A 16,562-nucleotide genomic window follows, 5' to 3' on the forward strand; every position below is an offset into this window, starting at 1 on the left:
TGCGCGACGTCACCGCGTACATGATGGCCGCATCTCGATTGCGAAGGACACAGCATGCAACGCTCGGATTTCGAGGGTCGTCCCGGCGATGACTTGGGCCGTGGAGCACCGGGTGTCGCGGCTCGGGGCCGTGGACCGAATCGCCCTGGTGGCTTTTCCCAGGTGGATGACGTGGGACCCTCGGCAGGTTGGGGTGCGGCGCGCAGCGTGACGCGGGTCATCGCCAGGACCGGCGAGCCGGTCCGTGGGCCGTTAGCGATCACGAAGATGAACCATGAGAACGGCGGGTTCGACTGCCCGGGGTGCGCGTGGCCGGACGACCGCAAAGGCCTGCATCTGGATATATGCGAGAACGGCATCAAGCATGTCACCTGGGAGATGACTCGCAAGAAGACCGGCCGGGAGTTCTTCGCCGCGCATACAGTCACCGAACTGTTGGATTGGCCGGACTACGCGCTGGAGGAGCAGGGCCGGCTGATCGAGCCGATGGCGTACGACGAGGCCACGGACATGTACGTCCCGATCTCCTGGCCGGACGCGTTCGCTCTGGTCGGGCAGACGCTGCGCGGCCTGGACAGCCCTGACCAGGCCGCTTTCTACACTTCCGGCCGGCTCAACAACGAAGCGACGTTCCTTTACCAGTTGTGGGTGCGCGAATTCGGCACCAATAATCTGCCGGACTGCTCGAACATGTGCCACGAGGCTTCCGGTCGTGCCCTGCAAGCCGCGCTGGGTACCGGCAAAGGCACGTGCGACATCAACGACTGGGACGCGGCCGACTTGTTGATTGTCATGGGCGTGAACGCGGCGTCCAACGCCCCGCGCATGCTCACCACTCTCGCCAAAGCACATCGGCGTGGTGCCCAAATCATCCACATCAACCCGCTCATCGAGGCGGCGGCACGACGCACGATCGTGCCGCACGAGTTCGCCGCGATGGCCACCTTCCGCTCCACCCCGACGGGAAGCCGGAACGTGCAGGTCGTCGTCGGCGGTGACCTCGCCCTGTTGCGAGGGGTCGCCAAGGCAATACTTGAGCGAGCTGAGAAGGATCCGGCTGTGCTCGACGTCGACTTCATCGAACGGCACACGTCAGGCTTCACGTCGTACCGCGACCTGGTGCGTGCCGCCGACTGGTCCGAGCTGGTGCGGCAGTCCGGGGTGAGCGAGAGCGAGATCCGCGAAGTCGCCGCCTGCTACATGGCCGTTGACCGCACTATCATCTCCTGGTGCCTTGGAGTCACTCAGCAGGACCATGGGGTGGACACTGTCCATGAGATTCTGAACCTGCTGCTGTTGCGTGGGAACATCGGCCGGGAAGGAGCCGGGCCCTCGCCGGTGCGCGGCCACAGCAATGTCCAGGGCAACCGCACGTGCGGCATCGACCACCGCCCCCCGTCCGACTTCCTCGACGCGCTCGACGAGGTGTGCGGGATCTCCGCACCTCGTGAGCACGGGCTGGACACTATCGGCACGATCAAAGCGATGCTGGACGAGCGAGTGAAGGTGTTCGTCGCAATGGGTGGGAACTTCGTCCTCGCCGCACCCGACACCGACGCGACCAGTGCCGCACTGCGCAACACCGAACTGACCGTGCAGGTGAGCACGAAACTCAACCGCAGCCATCTGGTCCACGGCCGGAAGGCTCTCATTCTCCCGTGCCTCGGACGCACCGAGAAGGACACACAGGCAACGGGGGAGCAGGGTGTGAGCGTCGAGGACGCGATGAGCGAGGTGCACCTCTCTTACGGCATGCGGAAGCCGCCCTCGGAGATGCTCAGGTCCGAGTGCTCGATCGTGGCTGGCATGGCGCAGGCAACGCTGCCGGACTCGAAGACGCCGTGGGTCTGGTATGTCGAGGACTACGACCGGATCCGCGACACGATGGCCCGCGTGCTCCCGGGGTTCGAGGATTTCAACCGACGGGTTCGCGAGGCACGGGGGTTCCGGATCACCCAGCCAGCCCGTGAGCGCGAGTTTCACACCGAGTCCGGCCGCGCTGAGTTCCACTCAAGTGAACTTCCGGATGTAATGCCGCCCCAGGGCATGCTCGTGCTCTCTACGATGCGTTCGCACGACCAATGGAACACCACCGTGTATTCGGACGACGACCGATACCGCGGGGTCAAGAATCTGCGCACTCTGCTCTTCATGAACCGTAAGGACATGGATGAGCGGGGCCTGGCCGAGTTCGACCTGATCGACATCACGAGCCACGCGCGCGACGGCAGCACACGGTCGGTCTACGGCTACCGCGTCATCGCCTACGGCATCTCGCCCGGCAGCGTCGCGGGCTACATGCCCGAACTGAACATCCTGTGCGGGCTGGATGACTACAGCAGGCAGAGCGACCAGCCACTGATGAAACACCAACTCGTTACCGTGACCCGATCACCAGGCAGGTAATCACGAGGCCATCGCATGCCGTCGGATGCTGCCGCCGCGACGGCAGCATCCGAATCTTCCGGAATAGCCGGCAGGAATTCAGGTGCGCGGCACCGCGTTCAACCGGTGCCCGTGCCGAGGCCAGAACCCGGTTGACAGTCTTCTCGGTGAAGGCGAGTTCTTGCAGGGGCCTGCGTTTGATGCAGGTGCCGCCCCAAGGGCCGCCACCCTAGTAGGCGAGGTCGGCCAGGGCCATGACGCCTCGAGGAGCGCCGGGCGCTGCTCTTTGCACGGTGTCACCATTACGCGTGGTTATTCCTTGCGTAGACCGCTGGAGTCGATCCGTAGAATGACTTGAAGGTTCTGATGAAATGGCTGGCATCCGAGAAATGCCAACGCGCAGCAACTTCAGAAACCGCGGCGGTACTGCCTCGCCGCATCAGATCTTCGCGCGCCTTCTCTAAGCGACGACGCCGAACAAAGGACATAATCGACTCGTCAGCCGCTTCAAATGACCGATAAATGCTTCGTAGCGACACACCTATGAGCCGAGCAATCATAGACGGGGACAGGTCAGCGTCATCAAGATGATTTTCGATCACATTCTTCGCCGCCTTCACCAAGGCTGCTTGGTGATCGCTAAGCCCTTGTTGGGGGTTCTTTGTCAACATGCCCGCAAAAACACTCGCGCAGGCGTCGAGGGCCATATTTTGCGTGGCGAGAGAACCGTCGAGATCCTCGCTGCTTTTCTCGATGGCATCCAGAAAATTGAGCAGAAAGCGAACCTCTGCCGTCTCGACATCAGCAACGTAAGCAGGCAGTAGAGTCACCGACGAAGGAACTCGCGAGATAAGAGCGTGTCGCGGAAGGGCAATCACCCGAGCTTGCGTCCTTGGTGCACAGGTGAATTCCCAAGAAGTTCTCGTATCACGAATACAGATCCGCCCCGGCGTGATGGCATAATTCTCGCCACGGCTAGCGAATCTAAGCTCTCCCGACGTCACTAGATCGGCAACGACTGGATCTCGATCTTGATTTCCAGAGATGCCCACGAGGGAATCACAGTATACGCTTACGGAGAGTAAGTGGTTAAACCAGTAACCGTTGGCGGAGAAACTGAATCCACCTGACGCCGTTTCGCGAGGAATTTCAACATGGGTGAGATGCGCGAATGGCCCATCCTGCCATTCATTGAATATTTTGCCTTTTTCTTCGATTTGCGACGCTGTTAAATTTATTGCTGACGAAAAATTTGTCGCCTTGGTCGCACGCGGCCGAGGCGAGAGTACTTCTTGTTGCCGGATATACATTTCTACCTTCCTTCTCATGTCCACGCTGTATTTGACTCGCGATAAACGAAAAGGGGCCGGGTATGCTCTCGGCGAGATGGCGACCCTGCCTATGCCACGTTAGGTACCAATTAACAGCGACTTCGTTCTGGCGCTAAGAGCACCTAGCACGGGTGGTGGTCTTCGAAGACCACCACCCGTGCTACTTCCCGTGGCTCACCCCGACCTCCCGTTCAGGTGGGCCACACAGCCGTCGACGCGGCACCTCTGGGCGCCTCCGGCTCGTCATGGAATTGCGCCTGCGACCCGCTACCGCAGGGCACGCCCGCCATCGCTGTTGATGACCAGGCCGGTCACCACCCGAGATGCCTCCGGGTCGGCGAGATAGACGTAGGCCCCGGCGTGATCGGCCGGAGAGGGAGTCACCCCGAGCATGGTGCCCGCGGCGATCCGCTCGTCCCTGCCACTGACCGCGGCGACCGATGACTCGCTCTCCCCGAGTGCCGCGAGGCCGGAGAAGCCGGTGCCGCTGGTGCCACCGGGGGCCACGCCGTTGACCCGGACGGAGGGGCCCAGGTCGGCCGCCAAGTGCTGCACCACCCCGCGCAGGGCCCACTTCGAGCTTCCGTACAGCACGCCGCCGCCCACCGGGTGGAACGCCGACTCCGACAGGGTCAGGGTGACGGAGCCACCCGCCTCGTGCAGGGCGGGCCAGGCGATCCTGACCGCGACCAGCGTGGCCAGGACGTTCACCCGCCAGATCTCCTCGGCAGCCTTGACGAGCTCCTCCACCGACAGCTCCCGCAGCGAGGCGTAGTGGTCGAACACGCCGACACAGCAGGTGAGGTGGTCGAGCCCGCCGGTCGTGTCGATGGCCTGAGACAGAGCCTGATAGAGCACAGCCGGACTGGTCGCGTCCCCGACGACGACCTCCAGGGGGCTGCCCTCGGTCTCCCGCCGCAGTGCCGCCGCATGATGCTCGGACCGTTCGACCACGGTCACCACCGCGCCCTGGTCGAGGTAGGCGAGCGCCGCACCCTTGCCGATGCCCGCGCCGCCGCCCACGACGAGAACACGCATCCCCTCCATGCGCCCGTTCACGGTGCTGGCCTCCTGGCCAGCATCTCGGTGATGAAATCGGGCTCCTGGAAGCTGAGGCAGTCCAGGGCCACGGCGTCCAGCAGAACGCGGGTGCCCCGGCGGGGCGACCAGATGTCCAGGCGCATGCCGTTCCTGGTCGCCACCTTGCGGATGACCACGTCCGCGAACTCGTTCGCGATGATGATCGGCCCGTCGGTGCCCGGGTCTTCGGGGTAGTGGGACTCCTCACCGATGTCCGGGCGTTCGATGTTCGGCGTGTGGCTCGATGTGTCCACCATGGCCTCCTGATCAATGCGGGGCGGGAGCCGGCTAGACGAAGATGGACAGGTTGTGTGCGTTGATCAGCGCCTGATCGAACGCCGCCCACCTGCGCGCGAGCCGCCACCCGTCGGCTTCCCTGCGAACGGTGTCCTTCCTGGCCAGGGAGTAGAAACTGGGCGTCGGGCTGTCTCCCCGGCTTCGGTAGATGAAGCAGTTGGAGTGCACGAGGTACTCGTCCGGCAGGTCCGTGGGGTCGACGAGGACGTTGGTGACGTAGTGCCGGGTGCGGGAGGGCGGCTGCTCGGCCCAGGCGAAATCGGTCTCCAGCCGCCGCACGCGAACTTCGAGCGTCTGACGGTCGTCGTCGAAGATGCGTGAGGTGGGGGTCAGTTCCCAGTCGGCCTGGGCCTCACGGGTCACCCGGACCGGCACCTCGTAAGTGATGTCGTCGGTGAGCATGGCCAGCCAGTCGCGGAACCGCCGCTCGTCGAGGGCGAGAGCCTCGCGGTAGAGGAACTCCTGGATCTCGGCCACCGTGGTGCGGTTCACAAGGATTCGGTCGCCCATCACACCTCCCCGGCCAGGTAATCGCCCCAACGGGTCCACAGATTCCGGAAGTTGGTGTCGTTGACGTAGGGCGTGACGACGTGGCCGGGACCGGCGAACTCCGGATCGGTCTCGCTGTGCATGCCCATGATGTAGGGGAAGTCGAGATCCTTGACCATGGTCGATCCCGCGGACTGGGTGACCTTGGTCCAGTTCTCGAAGTCGTCCTGCTCGAAAGTTCCGGCCTGCCCGAAGGCCAGGGTGTAGGCGCGGTAGGCCTCGGTTTTGTACTCCTCCGAGGCGTCCTTGGGCACCAGACACCAGGAGTACATCTCCATGCGTCCGGGGCCGGCCGGGTGGTAGAGCCGCATGGTGACGAAGCGGACTCCCGGCTCGCCGGGCACCAGGCTGAAGGGCTGCATGAGGAAGGAGAGGTTCGGGAAGACCGTGCCCACGGCCGTGCGGGTCCTGGCGAAGACCTCGACCTGCTCGGGCGTCAGGGTCTGTTTCATCTCCTCGACCAGCTCGTCGGGAAATCCGCCGAAAGCCGGGAAGTTCGGGCTGTGGCCCAGTCCGATGCCGTGGCCCTTGCCGGGAACGCTGGCGGCCCAGCCCTGGCTGTGCGTGGAACCCGACGACGGGAAGTAACCCAGGTTGAAGCCCCACTGATGGGCCACGGGGGTGTGGTAACCGTCGCCCGCGAAGTTCTCGGCACAGATCTTCCAGTCCGTGTCGGCGACCCAGTGGTCCGGCGGCCCGTGCACTTCGCAGCCGCCGAAGCCGTGCTTGAGGTAGAGGTCGAGGTAGAAGCGGAAGTCGCCCAGATACTCATCGAGCGTGGGAGCCCGCGGATCGAGCGTCCCGAAGACGAGGCCTTCGTAACTGTCGACGCGGACCCCGACCAATCCCCAGTCCTTGCGTTTTAGTTGACCCTCGTAGCCCTCCTTCATGTAGGGCACGCCGATGAGTTCACCCGAGTTCTTGTACGTCCACCCGTGGTACGAACACCGGAAGTGCGAGGCGTTGCCCATCTCGGACTTGCACATCACGTTGCCGCGGTGCCGGCACATGTTCAGGCTGGCGTGGATCTCACCGTGCTCGTCCCGGGCGACGATGAGGTTGTTGTTGCCGATCTTGCGGGTGACGTAGTCACCCGGTGCCGGAATCTCGCTCTCGTGGGCGAGGAAGCACCACGCCTTGGAGAACAGGCGTTCCTGCTCTAGGTCGTACACGGCCTGGTCGTTGAAGGCCCGGGCGGGGAACCGGCCTGCGGTGATCCCCGCCCGGGTGTTCTCAACCCAGGCATCCAGCTGCTGCTGCTCCGCCTGTGGTGTCATCGGTCATCCCTGGTGCTTCGGCGCGCGCGACCCGAACCGCTTCTCGATCTCGGTCTTGATCTGCGCGTAGCGCTCGACGTGCTGGGCCGTGGTCTGGACATGCACGTCGGGGACGAGGTCCACAGTGTAGGGCGGGCGGCACGTGCCGACGTTGATGTAGCCGGCGCCATTCACCCGGATCTTCTCGAGCGGGATGTTGTACTTGGCGAACTCCATGAAGTCCTGGCCGACGAGGAAGGGCTCGTGGGCCCAGCGCAGCCGCTCGGTCAGCCAGCGGGCGTCGTCGGTGCGGCCCTGCTGGAGCGCGTCGCGCAGTTCCAGGACGGGGCCGGGGCCCATGGCGGTGGTGGAGGACCAGGCCATGCCGACGAGCTCCTCGCCGTACAGCTCCCAGGCCGGGAACCAGTCCGTCTCGATCGACATCAGCGGGAAGCTGGTGCCGGTGTGGGCCATGTCGTTGTGGTAGCGGAAGCCGACAGAGGCGCCACCGGCGTACTTGACGGCGACGACCTGCGGCAGCTCGACGAGGGTCCTGTACACGCTCCGGGGGATGATCCCGCGGAAGGCGGCGGTGTTGTCGTAGACGACGATGGCGAGTTCGGGCACGGCCTCGGCCACGTCGCGGTAGAAGCGGTCCATCACCGGTGCGACCATCTCGCCCCACATGGGCCGGCCCAGCAGCGTGCCGGTGACGCCGAGGTCGGAGAGGTACTTCATCCGGGCCACCGTGTCCCGGGTATTGAGCGTGGTGGCCCCGATGAAGAGGGGGAAATCGGGGTCGATGGCACGGGCGGTCTCGGCCGCGCAGGCGGCATACGCCTTCCACTCCTCCAGAGTGAGGGTGGCCATCTCGCCGAGCGTGCCGTTGAGGGCGATGGCGTCGACGCCGTCGCGGATGAGGGCGCCGATCATCCGCTCGGTTTCCTGGAGGTCGACGGTGTCGACGGCATCGACGCGCTCGGCGCCGGGCAGGGCGGGAGTGGGCGGATAGGCCATCACGCCCCGCATGTCACGGCCGGTGACCTTGGGCAGCTTGCTCATGGACTTTCTCCTTGGAGAGTGGGCGGGAAGGGTGTGTCACAGCCGGGCGGCTGCGACCGCGGTGCCCGTGAGCCATTCGGGCACGGGTTCGTAGGCCAGTACGTCGAAGCCGGTCCGGGCGACGCCCGCGGCTGCGAGCCAGGTGCGGATCTCGTGTGCTCCGTTGCCGGCGGCGTCGATGGCGTCCTGGGTGTAGTCGGTCAGCCGGGCGGGGTCTCCGGACGTGAGCCGTGCGATGAAGTCACGGTCGAAGTCCTCGTTGACGGAGCCGGATTCCGGCAGGCCCACCCAGTGCGAGAGGCCTCCGGTCGCCAGGACCACGACACGCGGGGCGAAGCTCTGGGCCTCGACCGCGTCGCGGATCATCCGTCCCAGGTCGTAGCACCGCTTGGGGGTGGGCCAGGGCGGGTTGACGCCGTTGACGATCACCGGGACGAGCGGGTACTTCGAGTCCGGGTCGAGATGCTTGAGCGGCACGCAGAAGTTCTCGTCGAACTCCAGGCCGCCTTCGACCAGGGCCGGGTCGAACTCCGCCCCCAGAGCGTGGGCGTACAGGTGGCGGCCCAGCTCCGCGTGACCGGGGTAGTGGTGCTGCTCGACGTTGAGGAAGGCGGCCATCTCCGCGGTGGTGGGCCCCAGGTAGGACCTGGCCGTAGCGATGGCGAAGGACGGCAGGTTGCCGAGGTTGAAGTTGGTGAAGTGCTCCACCGAGACGGCGACGACGGCGTCGGGCCGCAGCTCTTCGATCCGCTTGCGCACCTCGGCGTAAGCGCCTTCCACAGTGGCGCGGACATCGGCGGGAACCCGTTCGGGCCAGCCGGTGATGCCCGGCGAGTGGGAGGCGGCGAAGACTCCCACGATGCGTCCGTTACCGCTCATCGTTGCGTCTCCCCTCGTATCTGGGCGTAGTACTGGGCTCGGTCGACCTGGAGCTGAATGGCGCAGAAGTAGAGCAGGTAGGGGTTGATGCCGCGCTCGTACAGGGCCTTGAAGTCGAGGTCCTTCATCCACTGCCGGTATTCGCCCTCGATGCCGTAGGAGTCGAGGACGGCGTCGGGGTCGGTCTGGTAGGCCCTCTTCACCCCTGGATCGCGGCGGATCTCCCAGAGGAGTTGATGGATCTCGTACACGACGTCACCTCCGGGGGTTTGCTCAGGCGCTCGCAGGGCCGATGTCGAGCTTGTGGAGGAACCAGTCCGCCAGGCGGGCGGTGGCCACGGAGAAGTAGTCGTAGCTGCAGTGCAGCGAACCGGCTCCGTCGTAGATCTCGACGGTGACATCCTTGGTGGTCAGCGCGTCGATGAAGCGGCGGGCACCGGCGATGTCCATGATGATGTCGTCGGTGCCGTGCATGACGTACACGGGGATGGACAACTTGTCGGCGACGCCGTCGAGGGTGAACGCGGCCAGTTTCTCGCGGGCCTCTGCGTCGTCCTTGGACCCCGACAGCCACTGCAGCTGCTGCTGCAGCGGCGGGTAGAACTCGTAGAAGTCGGTGAGGATGCTCCACGTGCCGCACCAGGCGGCGACGGCCTTGACGCGCGGTTCGAAGGCGGCGGCTCGCGGGGCGTAGTAGCCGCCGAAGCTGACACCGGCCACGCCGATGCGGTCGGCGTCGACATCGTCACGCTGCTGGAGGAAGTCGAGGACGGCGGCGACGGGGACTTCGTAGTCGGGGCGGCTGAACAGCTTCTTGAAGCGCAGCGAACTGCCGCGGCCGGGGGTGTCGACCATGACCACGTTCATGTCACGGGAGGGGAACTCGGTCCCGCCCATGAAGTACAGCTCCTCGGCCCAGGAGTCGGCGCCGCCCAGGAACAGGACGGTGGGCCGACGCTTGCCGGAGTTGTCGGGACGGACGATGTAGCCGTCCATGGTGATGCCTTCGAAAGGCACCTTGATGCGCTCGATGAGACCGTCCGAGAGCTCGACGGCGCGCTGGAAGTTCGCGGTGCCGGTGGTGTACGCGAGTTCGCGGCGCGGGTCGTCGGACTTGAGGAAGAACTCCGAGTGACGCCAGTAGCCGCAGGATCGCATGAAGGCCCGGCGGGCGGTGGTGATGTTGCCCGCGCTGAGGGCGGCCTCGGCCGCGGCGGCGACTTCCTGGGCGGTGCGGCTCCACTCCTTCTGCCACAGCTCGCCGTCGGTGCTGGTGCGGCCGATGCGGGCGGCGGTGCGAGCACACTCGAACAGGTCGGAGCCGCCGACAGCGACCTGTGCCAGCAGGCGCATGGTCTGCAGCGACCAGTCTTCGTCCTGGGGAAAGAGTTCGATGGTGGAGAGGGCGTCGCGGTTGGCGGCGACAGACGACTGGGGCATCGGGCTTCCTTTGCTCGGTGGATGTCCGGACCGAGCTGCCTGGTCGGCAGCCTGCGGCCAGAGGATGGTCAGGGTGTTGTGGTCACCGGTGTGGTGCCACTGCCGGTGATCTCGCGGAAGTTCACGCGCTGCGCGATGGCGTCGCGCAGGGTGGCGAGCTGTCGGGGGGCGTTGACGCAGACCGCTCCGCGGATGGTGCCGTCCCGTCCGTAGGCGGCTACGAGCGAGTTCTCCTCGCGCCGCAGTACGGCGATGGTGTCGTCCGGGGAGATACGTCCGACGCAGCGCAGCTTCGCTTCGAACTGGTCGGTCCAGAAGTAGGGAACGGACTCGAAGGGAAGGTGCTCGCCCATCAGCGTCCCCGCCGCGTGCATGCCCTGTTCGACGGCGTTGGTCCAGTGCTCGACGCGCATGGTCTCGTCGAAGACCTTGTTGTGCCAGCGGGCGACGTCACCCGCGGCGACGACCCCGGGAACTCCGGTGGACAGGTCGGGCTCGCAGCTCACGCCGTCGGCGAAGCCGACCGACGAGCCGGTCAGCCAGGCGGTCGCCGGAATGCCGCCCACTCCCACGAGGAGCGTGTCGGCGGCCAGGGTCTCCCCCGTGTCGAGTACCACCTGAGCGCGATCACCGACCGCATGCAACGAGGCGACGCCGGTGGAACAGACGATCCGGACCCCGTTCCGCTCGTGCAGATCGGTGAACCAGACCCCGACCTGTTCTCCGAACCGGTACATGGGGGTCGGCATGACGTCGACGACGGTGACGTCCAGGCCGAGAGCGCGGGCAGTGGCCGCTGTCTCCAGGCCGATGAACCCGGCGCCGATGACCACCAGGTGACCGCCGCGTCGCAGTGCCTGCCGCAGCAGGTCCGCGTCGTCGTAGGTTCTGAGGGTGTGCGCGGCAGGCAAGGACAAGGTCATGGGCATCCGGCGCGATATCGATCCGGTGGCGATGACCAAGCCGTCATAGGCGAGGGAGGTCTCGGTTCCGAGCCACAGCCGTCGGTCGCGGGTGTCGAGGCCGGTGGCCGCATCTCCGAGTTGCAGCGTGACGCCTCGCGCGTCGAACCACTCTCTCTCCCGCAGTCGCAGGGCCGATTCATTCAGCCCTGCGGCGAGAGCGTCCTTGGACAGCGGGGGCCGGGTGTAGGGAAGGTGGTCTTCGGCGCCGACGAGGACGATGTCCCCCTGGAAGCCCCGTTCCCGCAGGGACTCGATGGCGTTGACACCGGCCAGGGAGGCTCCGACGACGACTACGCGCTTCATACCGCGCTCTCCACGCGTATGGCCTGGGCCGGGCAGCAACGTGCCGATGCCTCGGCACGGGCGCGCAGGGTGTCGTCGGGGTTGTCCACTCGCAGGACGGCCGTGTTCTTGTCCTCGTCGAAGCCCCAGAGTTCGGGTGCTTCGATCAGACAGTTGGCGTACCCCTGGCACTTTGCCGATTCGAAGATGACATGGAGGGACATGACACACTCCCTGGTTGCTTGTGGTCGGCCTAGTGACCGGCCGCGGACAAGTGCGGCATCGGTGGGGTGACGTCGACGAGGCGCGCGGCGCGCGGCGTGTTGCGGCTGGTTAGATTGCGCAGAACGCCCTGGGTGACGACCGCGGTGATGCCGGGGATGTCTCCGATGGCGAGGGCGCCGAGCGCGTCCGGGGCGGTGGACCCCCAGGGGGCGTCCATGACCACGAGGTCGGCTGCCGCGCCGGGGGCGATGAAGCCTGCGGGCAGGTCCCAGGTGCGGGCGTTGTTGCCGGTGGCGGCGGCCCACACCTGTGCAGGGTCGATGCCGGAGAGCGAGGAGAGCTCGGCGACAGTCTTGATGACGCCCAGCGGCATCACACCGGTACCGGTCGGGGTGTCCGAGCCAATGACGATGCGGTCGAAACGGCCTTCCTCGTGGCACTTGCGAAGGATGCGGACCGCCGACCGGAGATTGCCGGCCTGCACGAGCTGCAACGCCATCGACGTCTCGCCAATGATCTTGTCGACGCCCTCGCTGGACAGCGAGGTCGGGCCGCCGTTGACGTGGCCGCACACGTCGGGAGCCAGGTGCAGCAGATGGTCGGGGGTGATCGGTTTGCTTCCGGGGATGCTGGCGCCGCCGGAGTGGCACATCACGGTGATGCCGTGGGCCTGGGCCGAGCGCACCTGGTCGTATCCGTCGGCGGGATCCTCGTACAGACCGAAACCGAACTTGGCCAGTCGCACGCCGGCCTTCTCCAGGTCGGCGAAGTCCTCGTCGGTCAGGGTGGGTTCCAGCACCACGGAGCCGGCGTGAACGGTCATGCCTCCGGGATGGAAGTTCCTGAAACACGACATCGCGGCGATGGCAAGTGCCTTCACACCCGTCGCGTCGTGCGGTCGGCCCTGGGCGTGGATCTCGCCCGGGGACACCACGCTGGTAATGCCGCCGTGCACGTAGCTCGCAAGAAAGTCCACGGTCTTCTGCCGGGGTGTGTAGTCCCCCAGCACGACGTGGCAGTGCGAGTCGATGAGGCCGGGGGCGACGGTCGAACCGTTCGCGTCGATCACCACCTCGGCGGTGTCGACGAGCTCGGCAAGATCATTGCGCCGACCGACCGCGACGATCACCCCGTCCTCGTTGACCACGGTGTCCGCGTCGGCGATCAGGGGGTTGCGATGGTCGCCGGACAGCACCGTGCCGGCGCCGACGACAGCGAGGGTGCTCATGACGTCACCCGCGCCTGCGCCTCGGCCTTCGACAGCCCACCCACCCGCGCGTTGATCCGGCCGCGGTTGGCGACGACCGCGATGATCACCAGTTCGTCGGGGTGCGGAGCGTCGGGGATGCGTACCGTCATGGCGTCGTAGTGGCTGCGCACCCAGATCTCGTCCTTGAAGGCGAGCGGTACGTCGATGGTGGCGTCCGTGCCGGAGGGCTTGGTGACGGACGTGATCCATGCCTCGCCCCCGCCGATCGCCTTGCGCAGGGCGTTGCCGAAGGTCGAGGTGACGGCGGCGTTGATGTGCTCTTGCTCGCCCGCGGTGCCGACCAGCCCGCCCTTGCCGTAGCTCTCCGGGGTGGAGCCGAGCAGACGGGCGGCTTCCTCTCCGAGGTAGGTGCCGATCGCATCCGAGCCCTCGACGATCTGGGAGAGGTCCTCGACGTATCCCAGCCCGGCGAAGGGGTTACGAACCACCGCGCACACCGCTACCTTGCGCAGCGGGCCGCCCTCGTCGCTTTGCCCTGCCACAGCCCGGATCTCCTCGATCTGGGCGAATGTCTTCCGCACAACCAGGCCGCTCACACCGACTCCTTCGTACTCGGCCCCGGCGGTCCGTCTCGCTGGGGCGACACGAAGAACGGTATGAACGGCAACCACCCCTGCGCCGTCCCTGAACGGGTGTATTCGCCGCCGCGCGCTGCTCCGGGCGCGGCCCCTCGCAGTCAGGAGATGCCGTCAGACGAGGCAGGCGTGCCCGCCCCTATCCGCCAGGCCGCCACGACATGGGTGATCAGCTCGGCATTCCGCGGGCCACCGGGAAGCCCTACGACAACGACTACTGCGGGGTCTCACCATCCGCCACGGCCGGATCACCGTGGCCTGGGAACACCTCGGCACCCAGCACGCCGCGGACGCCCTCTTCCGCTACGAGAGGTAGGAACGCGTCGACCTCGTCGTCCCCGACGCCCTGCCCTGGCCACGGCGCCCCGGGCCCTCTCGACAGTGGTGGCAGGAGACCGTGACCTCTGGGTTGGTGGCAGTTGCCGACAGACGACAGATGCGCCCGTCTGAGTAATCCAAGCCTCACGGTAGTGGGCCCCAGTCCGGTCTTCGAAATGTACCCGGTCGAGTGACTGGCCGGGTGAGGTACTGCGCCTATCGTTGCTTGGCATTCCCGGAACTGATCCGCGGTGGCCCACAGCTCTGGACAGCTGCGGTGACTCGGAGGTAACTCACCATGAGTGTTGACATCACCATCGATCAGCTCACGCGAGAGCCCGTTGCGCTCTGTGAGGAGGTCCATGCCGATCTGAGTCGCCTTTCCCAGTGCCGCGCCGTCGGGCTTGCCGTTCTCATGGCGCCGAACCCGGCTGCTGCCGAGTTCTCCCGAGGTGGCGCGCACCTGTCCCCGGGTGAATGCTCGTCGGCGGGCTGGATGGCTCTCGAGCCGTATGCCGCCGGGCGGACCCTGCACATCAACGGCGGTCGGGAGACGTACTGATGCCGACGCCAGCCCCCAGAGCTAATCCTGCACGCGACCGTTTGTTCGCCGAACTGGCCGAATGGGTCGAATCGAACGACGTTTTCGGGCCGCAGCGGCACCGATACGGCGATGACCCCGAACAGGTCGCGGATCTGCGCATGCCGACTGGTGACGGGCCGCACCCGGTCATGGTTCTCATTCACGGCGGCAACTGGCGAGCTCAGTTCTCCAAGACGACGATCGAGGCGCTCGCAGTCGGGCTCACGCAAGCAGGCTGGGCCACGTGGAACATCGAATACCGGCGGGTGGGCAACGGGGGCGGCGTGCCGGCGACCGGAGCCGACGTGGCGGCCGCGATACGCGCGCTCCAGGACGTGCCCGGCATCGATCTGCAGCGACTGATCCTGCTCGGGCACTCCTCGGGAGGCCAGCTCGCCCTGCGCGCGGCACAGAAAGCACAGGTGGCCGCCGTCGTCTGTATCGCTGGTTACTGCGACCTTCGCGAGGCCACCCGTTTGGGTCTGGGCAACAACGCAGTGCCCGCTTTCTGCGGCGGAGGACCGGATGAAGTACCAGAGAACTTCGACGCCGCGAACCCGACTCGCCACCTTCCCCTGGGCAAGAAGACCCTTCTCGCACACGGGACCGCCGACGAGGTGGTCCCGCCCAGCCTGAGTGCGTCCTACGCCGCGAATGGGCAGCGTGTCGGGGATTCCTGTGAGCTCCTGCTGCTCCAGGACGCCGGTCACTTCGACGTTATAGACCCGCGATCCGAACATTGGCGCACCATCGAGGCCGCGACGGCCAGGTTGCTGGAGCCGGAGCCGACGGAGCACTCTCCAGGTGAAGAAGCGTAGCGGGTTGTATCCGCGTGTCCCCCTGGTCGCGCAGCAGGGCCGGGTCCGCTGTCGCCTCACCGCCGTCGGCGAGCATCACCGCGAGATCGACCGTGATCCGGCCGGAGTCGTGCCCGGTGCCCGGTGCCACGCGGTCGCAGCCGACGCAGCGCGTCCGTGAAGGCGCCGGTCAGGCTGGTGACATAGGAAAGGTCGGCCAGCAAGCGGGATCCAACCTGACTGACCAACCCGTGGCCGTCGGCCGACACGACGAGCTTGGGACGCGACCGGGTAGGGCGCACGCAGACAGTGGCTTTCTGCTGTCATGACAGAGACCTTCGCCAAGCCTCAACTTCCCAGCTCAGAAGAGACTTTCGCTTTTCTGATCAAGACTCGGACACCGCCGCAAGCGAAACACACAGGCTAGTAAGTACCGGCTGACCACATCAACTGCACGAGTTCGGCCCGGCTGCTGACATCGGTCTTGGCGAAGATCCGCTTCAGGTGCTGTTTGACGGTGTTCTCGGAGATGAACGCGCGCTCGCCGATCTGCTTGGCGGTCAGCCCCTCTGCCACAAGCTGGGCTATCTCCTGCTCGCGCGGGGACAGCACGGCGAGGACCGGGACGCGAGCTGAGCTTTCGGCAGTGCTCGTTCTGCTCACAACGCTGACGACGGCGCCGTGGCGCTCGCCCAGCAGCCAGCTTTTCACCGCCACTCGTTGCCCGGTCGTGTCCCGGCTGCTGCTTGCGTGGACGCGCCGGCCCTGCCGGAACTGGTCGATGGCCTCCTCGAGCGGTGCCGGCAGGCATCGGGGCATGTCCGTCACGCCCTGGCGCTCCGTGAGCTGCAGCAGCCGCCGCGCGGCCTGGTTGGCGTAGATCGGCTTGGAGTCCAGGCCCGTCACGACGATCCCCTGCGGAATCCGGTCGAGGGCTGATTCGAGCGTGCTGAGCCGCCGGCCCGTTGCCTCGAAACGCAGCGCACGCTCGATGGCGAGGCTCAGCTGCTCGCTGACGAAGCGGGCGGACACGAGATCGGTCGAGGAGAAGGCGCGGCTCTGAGGCGCGCGGGCGAAGTTGATCGTTCCGATGATCGTCCCCGCCGCGATCAACGGTGCCTCGAGGGAGTGCGCGAGGCCGGCCTCGGCCAGCACGGTGCGAGCGCCGGAACGCTGCCACTGGTCTGGGCAGATGGCGTGCGACGAGTCGATCGGGCGCCGATGCTCCAGCACGAACTGCAGGACGGGATCGTCGGACCGGCCGTACT

General features: G+C 66.2%; 17 protein-coding genes and 1 pseudogene. 3 read left to right on the forward strand and 15 right to left on the reverse strand.

Annotation, left to right across the window (positions count from 1 at the left end; translation table 11 throughout):
- Positions 1–54: 54 nt before the first annotated feature.
- Positions 55–2,406: an FdhF/YdeP family oxidoreductase gene (locus ACFXB5_RS21660; RefSeq protein ID WP_385210270.1), complete on the forward strand. Its 2,352-nt coding sequence runs from the start codon at positions 55–57 to the stop codon at positions 2,404–2,406.
- Here ACFXB5_RS21660 and ACFXB5_RS21665 read toward each other — a convergent pair.
- From ACFXB5_RS21665 to ACFXB5_RS21730, 14 genes and pseudogenes are all read right to left on the reverse strand, one after another.
- Positions 2,378–2,650: pseudogene (locus ACFXB5_RS21665) on the reverse strand (hypothetical protein); the annotation flags it as partial. The gene ACFXB5_RS21660 and the pseudogene ACFXB5_RS21665 overlap by 29 nt on opposite strands.
- Positions 2,651–2,687: 37 nt before the next feature.
- A complete protein-coding gene (locus tag ACFXB5_RS21670; protein WP_385210272.1) occupies positions 2,688–3,695 on the reverse strand; it encodes a helix-turn-helix domain-containing protein in 1,008 nt (335 codons plus the stop codon).
- Between the two features lie 288 nt (positions 3,696–3,983).
- On the reverse strand, positions 3,984–4,775 hold the full coding sequence (locus ACFXB5_RS21675) for an SDR family NAD(P)-dependent oxidoreductase (protein ID WP_385210275.1): 792 nt from the start codon (positions 4,773–4,775) through the stop codon (positions 3,984–3,986).
- Entirely contained in the window at positions 4,772–5,053 is a 282-nt protein-coding gene (locus ACFXB5_RS21680) for a dihydrodiol dehydrogenase (RefSeq protein ID WP_385210278.1), read from the reverse strand. The genes ACFXB5_RS21675 and ACFXB5_RS21680 overlap by 4 nt, the downstream gene beginning before the upstream one ends.
- Positions 5,054–5,084: 31 nt before the next feature.
- The gene (locus ACFXB5_RS21685; RefSeq protein WP_385210281.1) at positions 5,085–5,603 is read right to left on the reverse strand and encodes a 3-phenylpropionate/cinnamic acid dioxygenase subunit beta; all 519 of its coding nucleotides are present in this window, start codon (positions 5,601–5,603) and stop codon (positions 5,085–5,087) included.
- A complete protein-coding gene (locus ACFXB5_RS21690; protein ID WP_385210284.1) occupies positions 5,603–6,919 on the reverse strand; it encodes an aromatic ring-hydroxylating dioxygenase subunit alpha in 1,317 nt (438 codons plus the stop codon). The genes ACFXB5_RS21685 and ACFXB5_RS21690 overlap by 1 nt, the downstream gene beginning before the upstream one ends.
- A gap of 3 nt (positions 6,920–6,922) precedes the next feature.
- The gene (locus ACFXB5_RS21695; protein ID WP_385210287.1) at positions 6,923–7,960 is read right to left on the reverse strand and encodes a dihydrodipicolinate synthase family protein; all 1,038 of its coding nucleotides are present in this window, start codon (positions 7,958–7,960) and stop codon (positions 6,923–6,925) included.
- Between the two features lie 36 nt (positions 7,961–7,996).
- The gene (locus tag ACFXB5_RS21700) at positions 7,997–8,839 is read right to left on the reverse strand and encodes a hypothetical protein (protein WP_385210289.1); all 843 of its coding nucleotides are present in this window, start codon (positions 8,837–8,839) and stop codon (positions 7,997–7,999) included.
- Positions 8,836–9,090, reverse strand: a complete 255-nt coding sequence (locus ACFXB5_RS21705) for a hypothetical protein (RefSeq protein WP_385210291.1) — start codon at positions 9,088–9,090, stop codon at positions 8,836–8,838. Before ACFXB5_RS21705 ends, ACFXB5_RS21700 begins: the two co-directional genes overlap by 4 nt.
- Positions 9,091–9,112: 22 nt before the next feature.
- Complete coding sequence (locus tag ACFXB5_RS21710; protein WP_385210293.1) at positions 9,113–10,279, reverse strand: alpha/beta hydrolase family protein; 1,167 nt, start codon at positions 10,277–10,279, stop codon at positions 9,113–9,115.
- Between the two features lie 68 nt (positions 10,280–10,347).
- On the reverse strand, positions 10,348–11,547 hold the full coding sequence (locus ACFXB5_RS21715; RefSeq protein ID WP_385210296.1) for an NAD(P)/FAD-dependent oxidoreductase: 1,200 nt from the start codon (positions 11,545–11,547) through the stop codon (positions 10,348–10,350).
- Complete coding sequence (locus tag ACFXB5_RS21720; RefSeq protein ID WP_385210298.1) at positions 11,544–11,750, reverse strand: ferredoxin; 207 nt, start codon at positions 11,748–11,750, stop codon at positions 11,544–11,546. The genes ACFXB5_RS21715 and ACFXB5_RS21720 overlap by 4 nt, the downstream gene beginning before the upstream one ends.
- A gap of 29 nt (positions 11,751–11,779) precedes the next feature.
- Positions 11,780–12,979 (reverse strand): amidohydrolase family protein, encoded by a 1,200-nt coding sequence (locus tag ACFXB5_RS21725; protein WP_385210301.1) that lies wholly within the window; start codon positions 12,977–12,979, stop codon positions 11,780–11,782.
- Positions 12,976–13,557: an amino acid synthesis family protein gene (locus ACFXB5_RS21730; RefSeq protein ID WP_385210304.1), complete on the reverse strand. Its 582-nt coding sequence runs from the start codon at positions 13,555–13,557 to the stop codon at positions 12,976–12,978. The genes ACFXB5_RS21725 and ACFXB5_RS21730 overlap by 4 nt, the downstream gene beginning before the upstream one ends.
- Positions 13,558–14,212: 655 nt before the next feature.
- Here ACFXB5_RS21730 and ACFXB5_RS21735 point away from each other — a divergent pair.
- Together ACFXB5_RS21735 and ACFXB5_RS21740 are read left to right on the forward strand one after the other, a co-directional pair.
- Entirely contained in the window at positions 14,213–14,476 is a 264-nt protein-coding gene (locus tag ACFXB5_RS21735; RefSeq protein WP_385210307.1) for a hypothetical protein, read from the forward strand.
- A gap of 41 nt (positions 14,477–14,517) precedes the next feature.
- Positions 14,518–15,315 (forward strand): alpha/beta hydrolase family protein, encoded by a 798-nt coding sequence (locus ACFXB5_RS21740; RefSeq protein ID WP_385210309.1) that lies wholly within the window; start codon positions 14,518–14,520, stop codon positions 15,313–15,315.
- Positions 15,316–15,717: 402 nt separating this feature from the next.
- On the opposite strand, the gene ACFXB5_RS21745 is transcribed toward ACFXB5_RS21740, so the two are convergent.
- Positions 15,718–16,562, reverse strand: an 845-nt coding sequence (locus ACFXB5_RS21745; protein WP_385210312.1) for a LuxR C-terminal-related transcriptional regulator, incomplete at its 5' end; no start/stop codon positions are given.

The organism is Streptomyces sp. NPDC059455, assembly GCF_042750115.1.
Lineage (GTDB): Bacteria > Actinomycetota > Actinomycetes > Streptomycetales > Streptomycetaceae > Streptomyces > Streptomyces endocoffeicus.

Coding starts and splice junctions, on each gene's coding strand:
- ACFXB5_RS21685 (WP_385210281.1), bottom strand. CDS start 5,603: ATGGGCGACCGAATCCTTGTGAACCGCACCACGGTGGCCGAGATCCAG.
- ACFXB5_RS21670 (WP_385210272.1), bottom strand. CDS start 3,695: ATGTATATCCGGCAACAAGAAGTACTCTCGCCTCGGCCGCGTGCGACC.
- ACFXB5_RS21735 (WP_385210307.1), top strand. CDS start 14,213: ATGAGTGTTGACATCACCATCGATCAGCTCACGCGAGAGCCCGTTGCG.
- ACFXB5_RS21715 (WP_385210296.1), bottom strand. CDS start 11,547: ATGAAGCGCGTAGTCGTCGTCGGAGCCTCCCTGGCCGGTGTCAACGCC.
- ACFXB5_RS21695 (WP_385210287.1), bottom strand. CDS start 7,960: ATGAGCAAGCTGCCCAAGGTCACCGGCCGTGACATGCGGGGCGTGATG.
- ACFXB5_RS21680 (WP_385210278.1), bottom strand. CDS start 5,053: ATGGTGGACACATCGAGCCACACGCCGAACATCGAACGCCCGGACATC.
- ACFXB5_RS21725 (WP_385210301.1), bottom strand. CDS start 12,979: ATGAGCACCCTCGCTGTCGTCGGCGCCGGCACGGTGCTGTCCGGCGAC.
- ACFXB5_RS21700 (WP_385210289.1), bottom strand. CDS start 8,839: ATGAGCGGTAACGGACGCATCGTGGGAGTCTTCGCCGCCTCCCACTCG.
- ACFXB5_RS21710 (WP_385210293.1), bottom strand. CDS start 10,279: ATGCCCCAGTCGTCTGTCGCCGCCAACCGCGACGCCCTCTCCACCATC.
- ACFXB5_RS21690 (WP_385210284.1), bottom strand. CDS start 6,919: ATGACACCACAGGCGGAGCAGCAGCAGCTGGATGCCTGGGTTGAGAAC.
- ACFXB5_RS21660 (WP_385210270.1), top strand. CDS start 55: ATGCAACGCTCGGATTTCGAGGGTCGTCCCGGCGATGACTTGGGCCGT.
- ACFXB5_RS21720 (WP_385210298.1), bottom strand. CDS start 11,750: ATGTCCCTCCATGTCATCTTCGAATCGGCAAAGTGCCAGGGGTACGCC.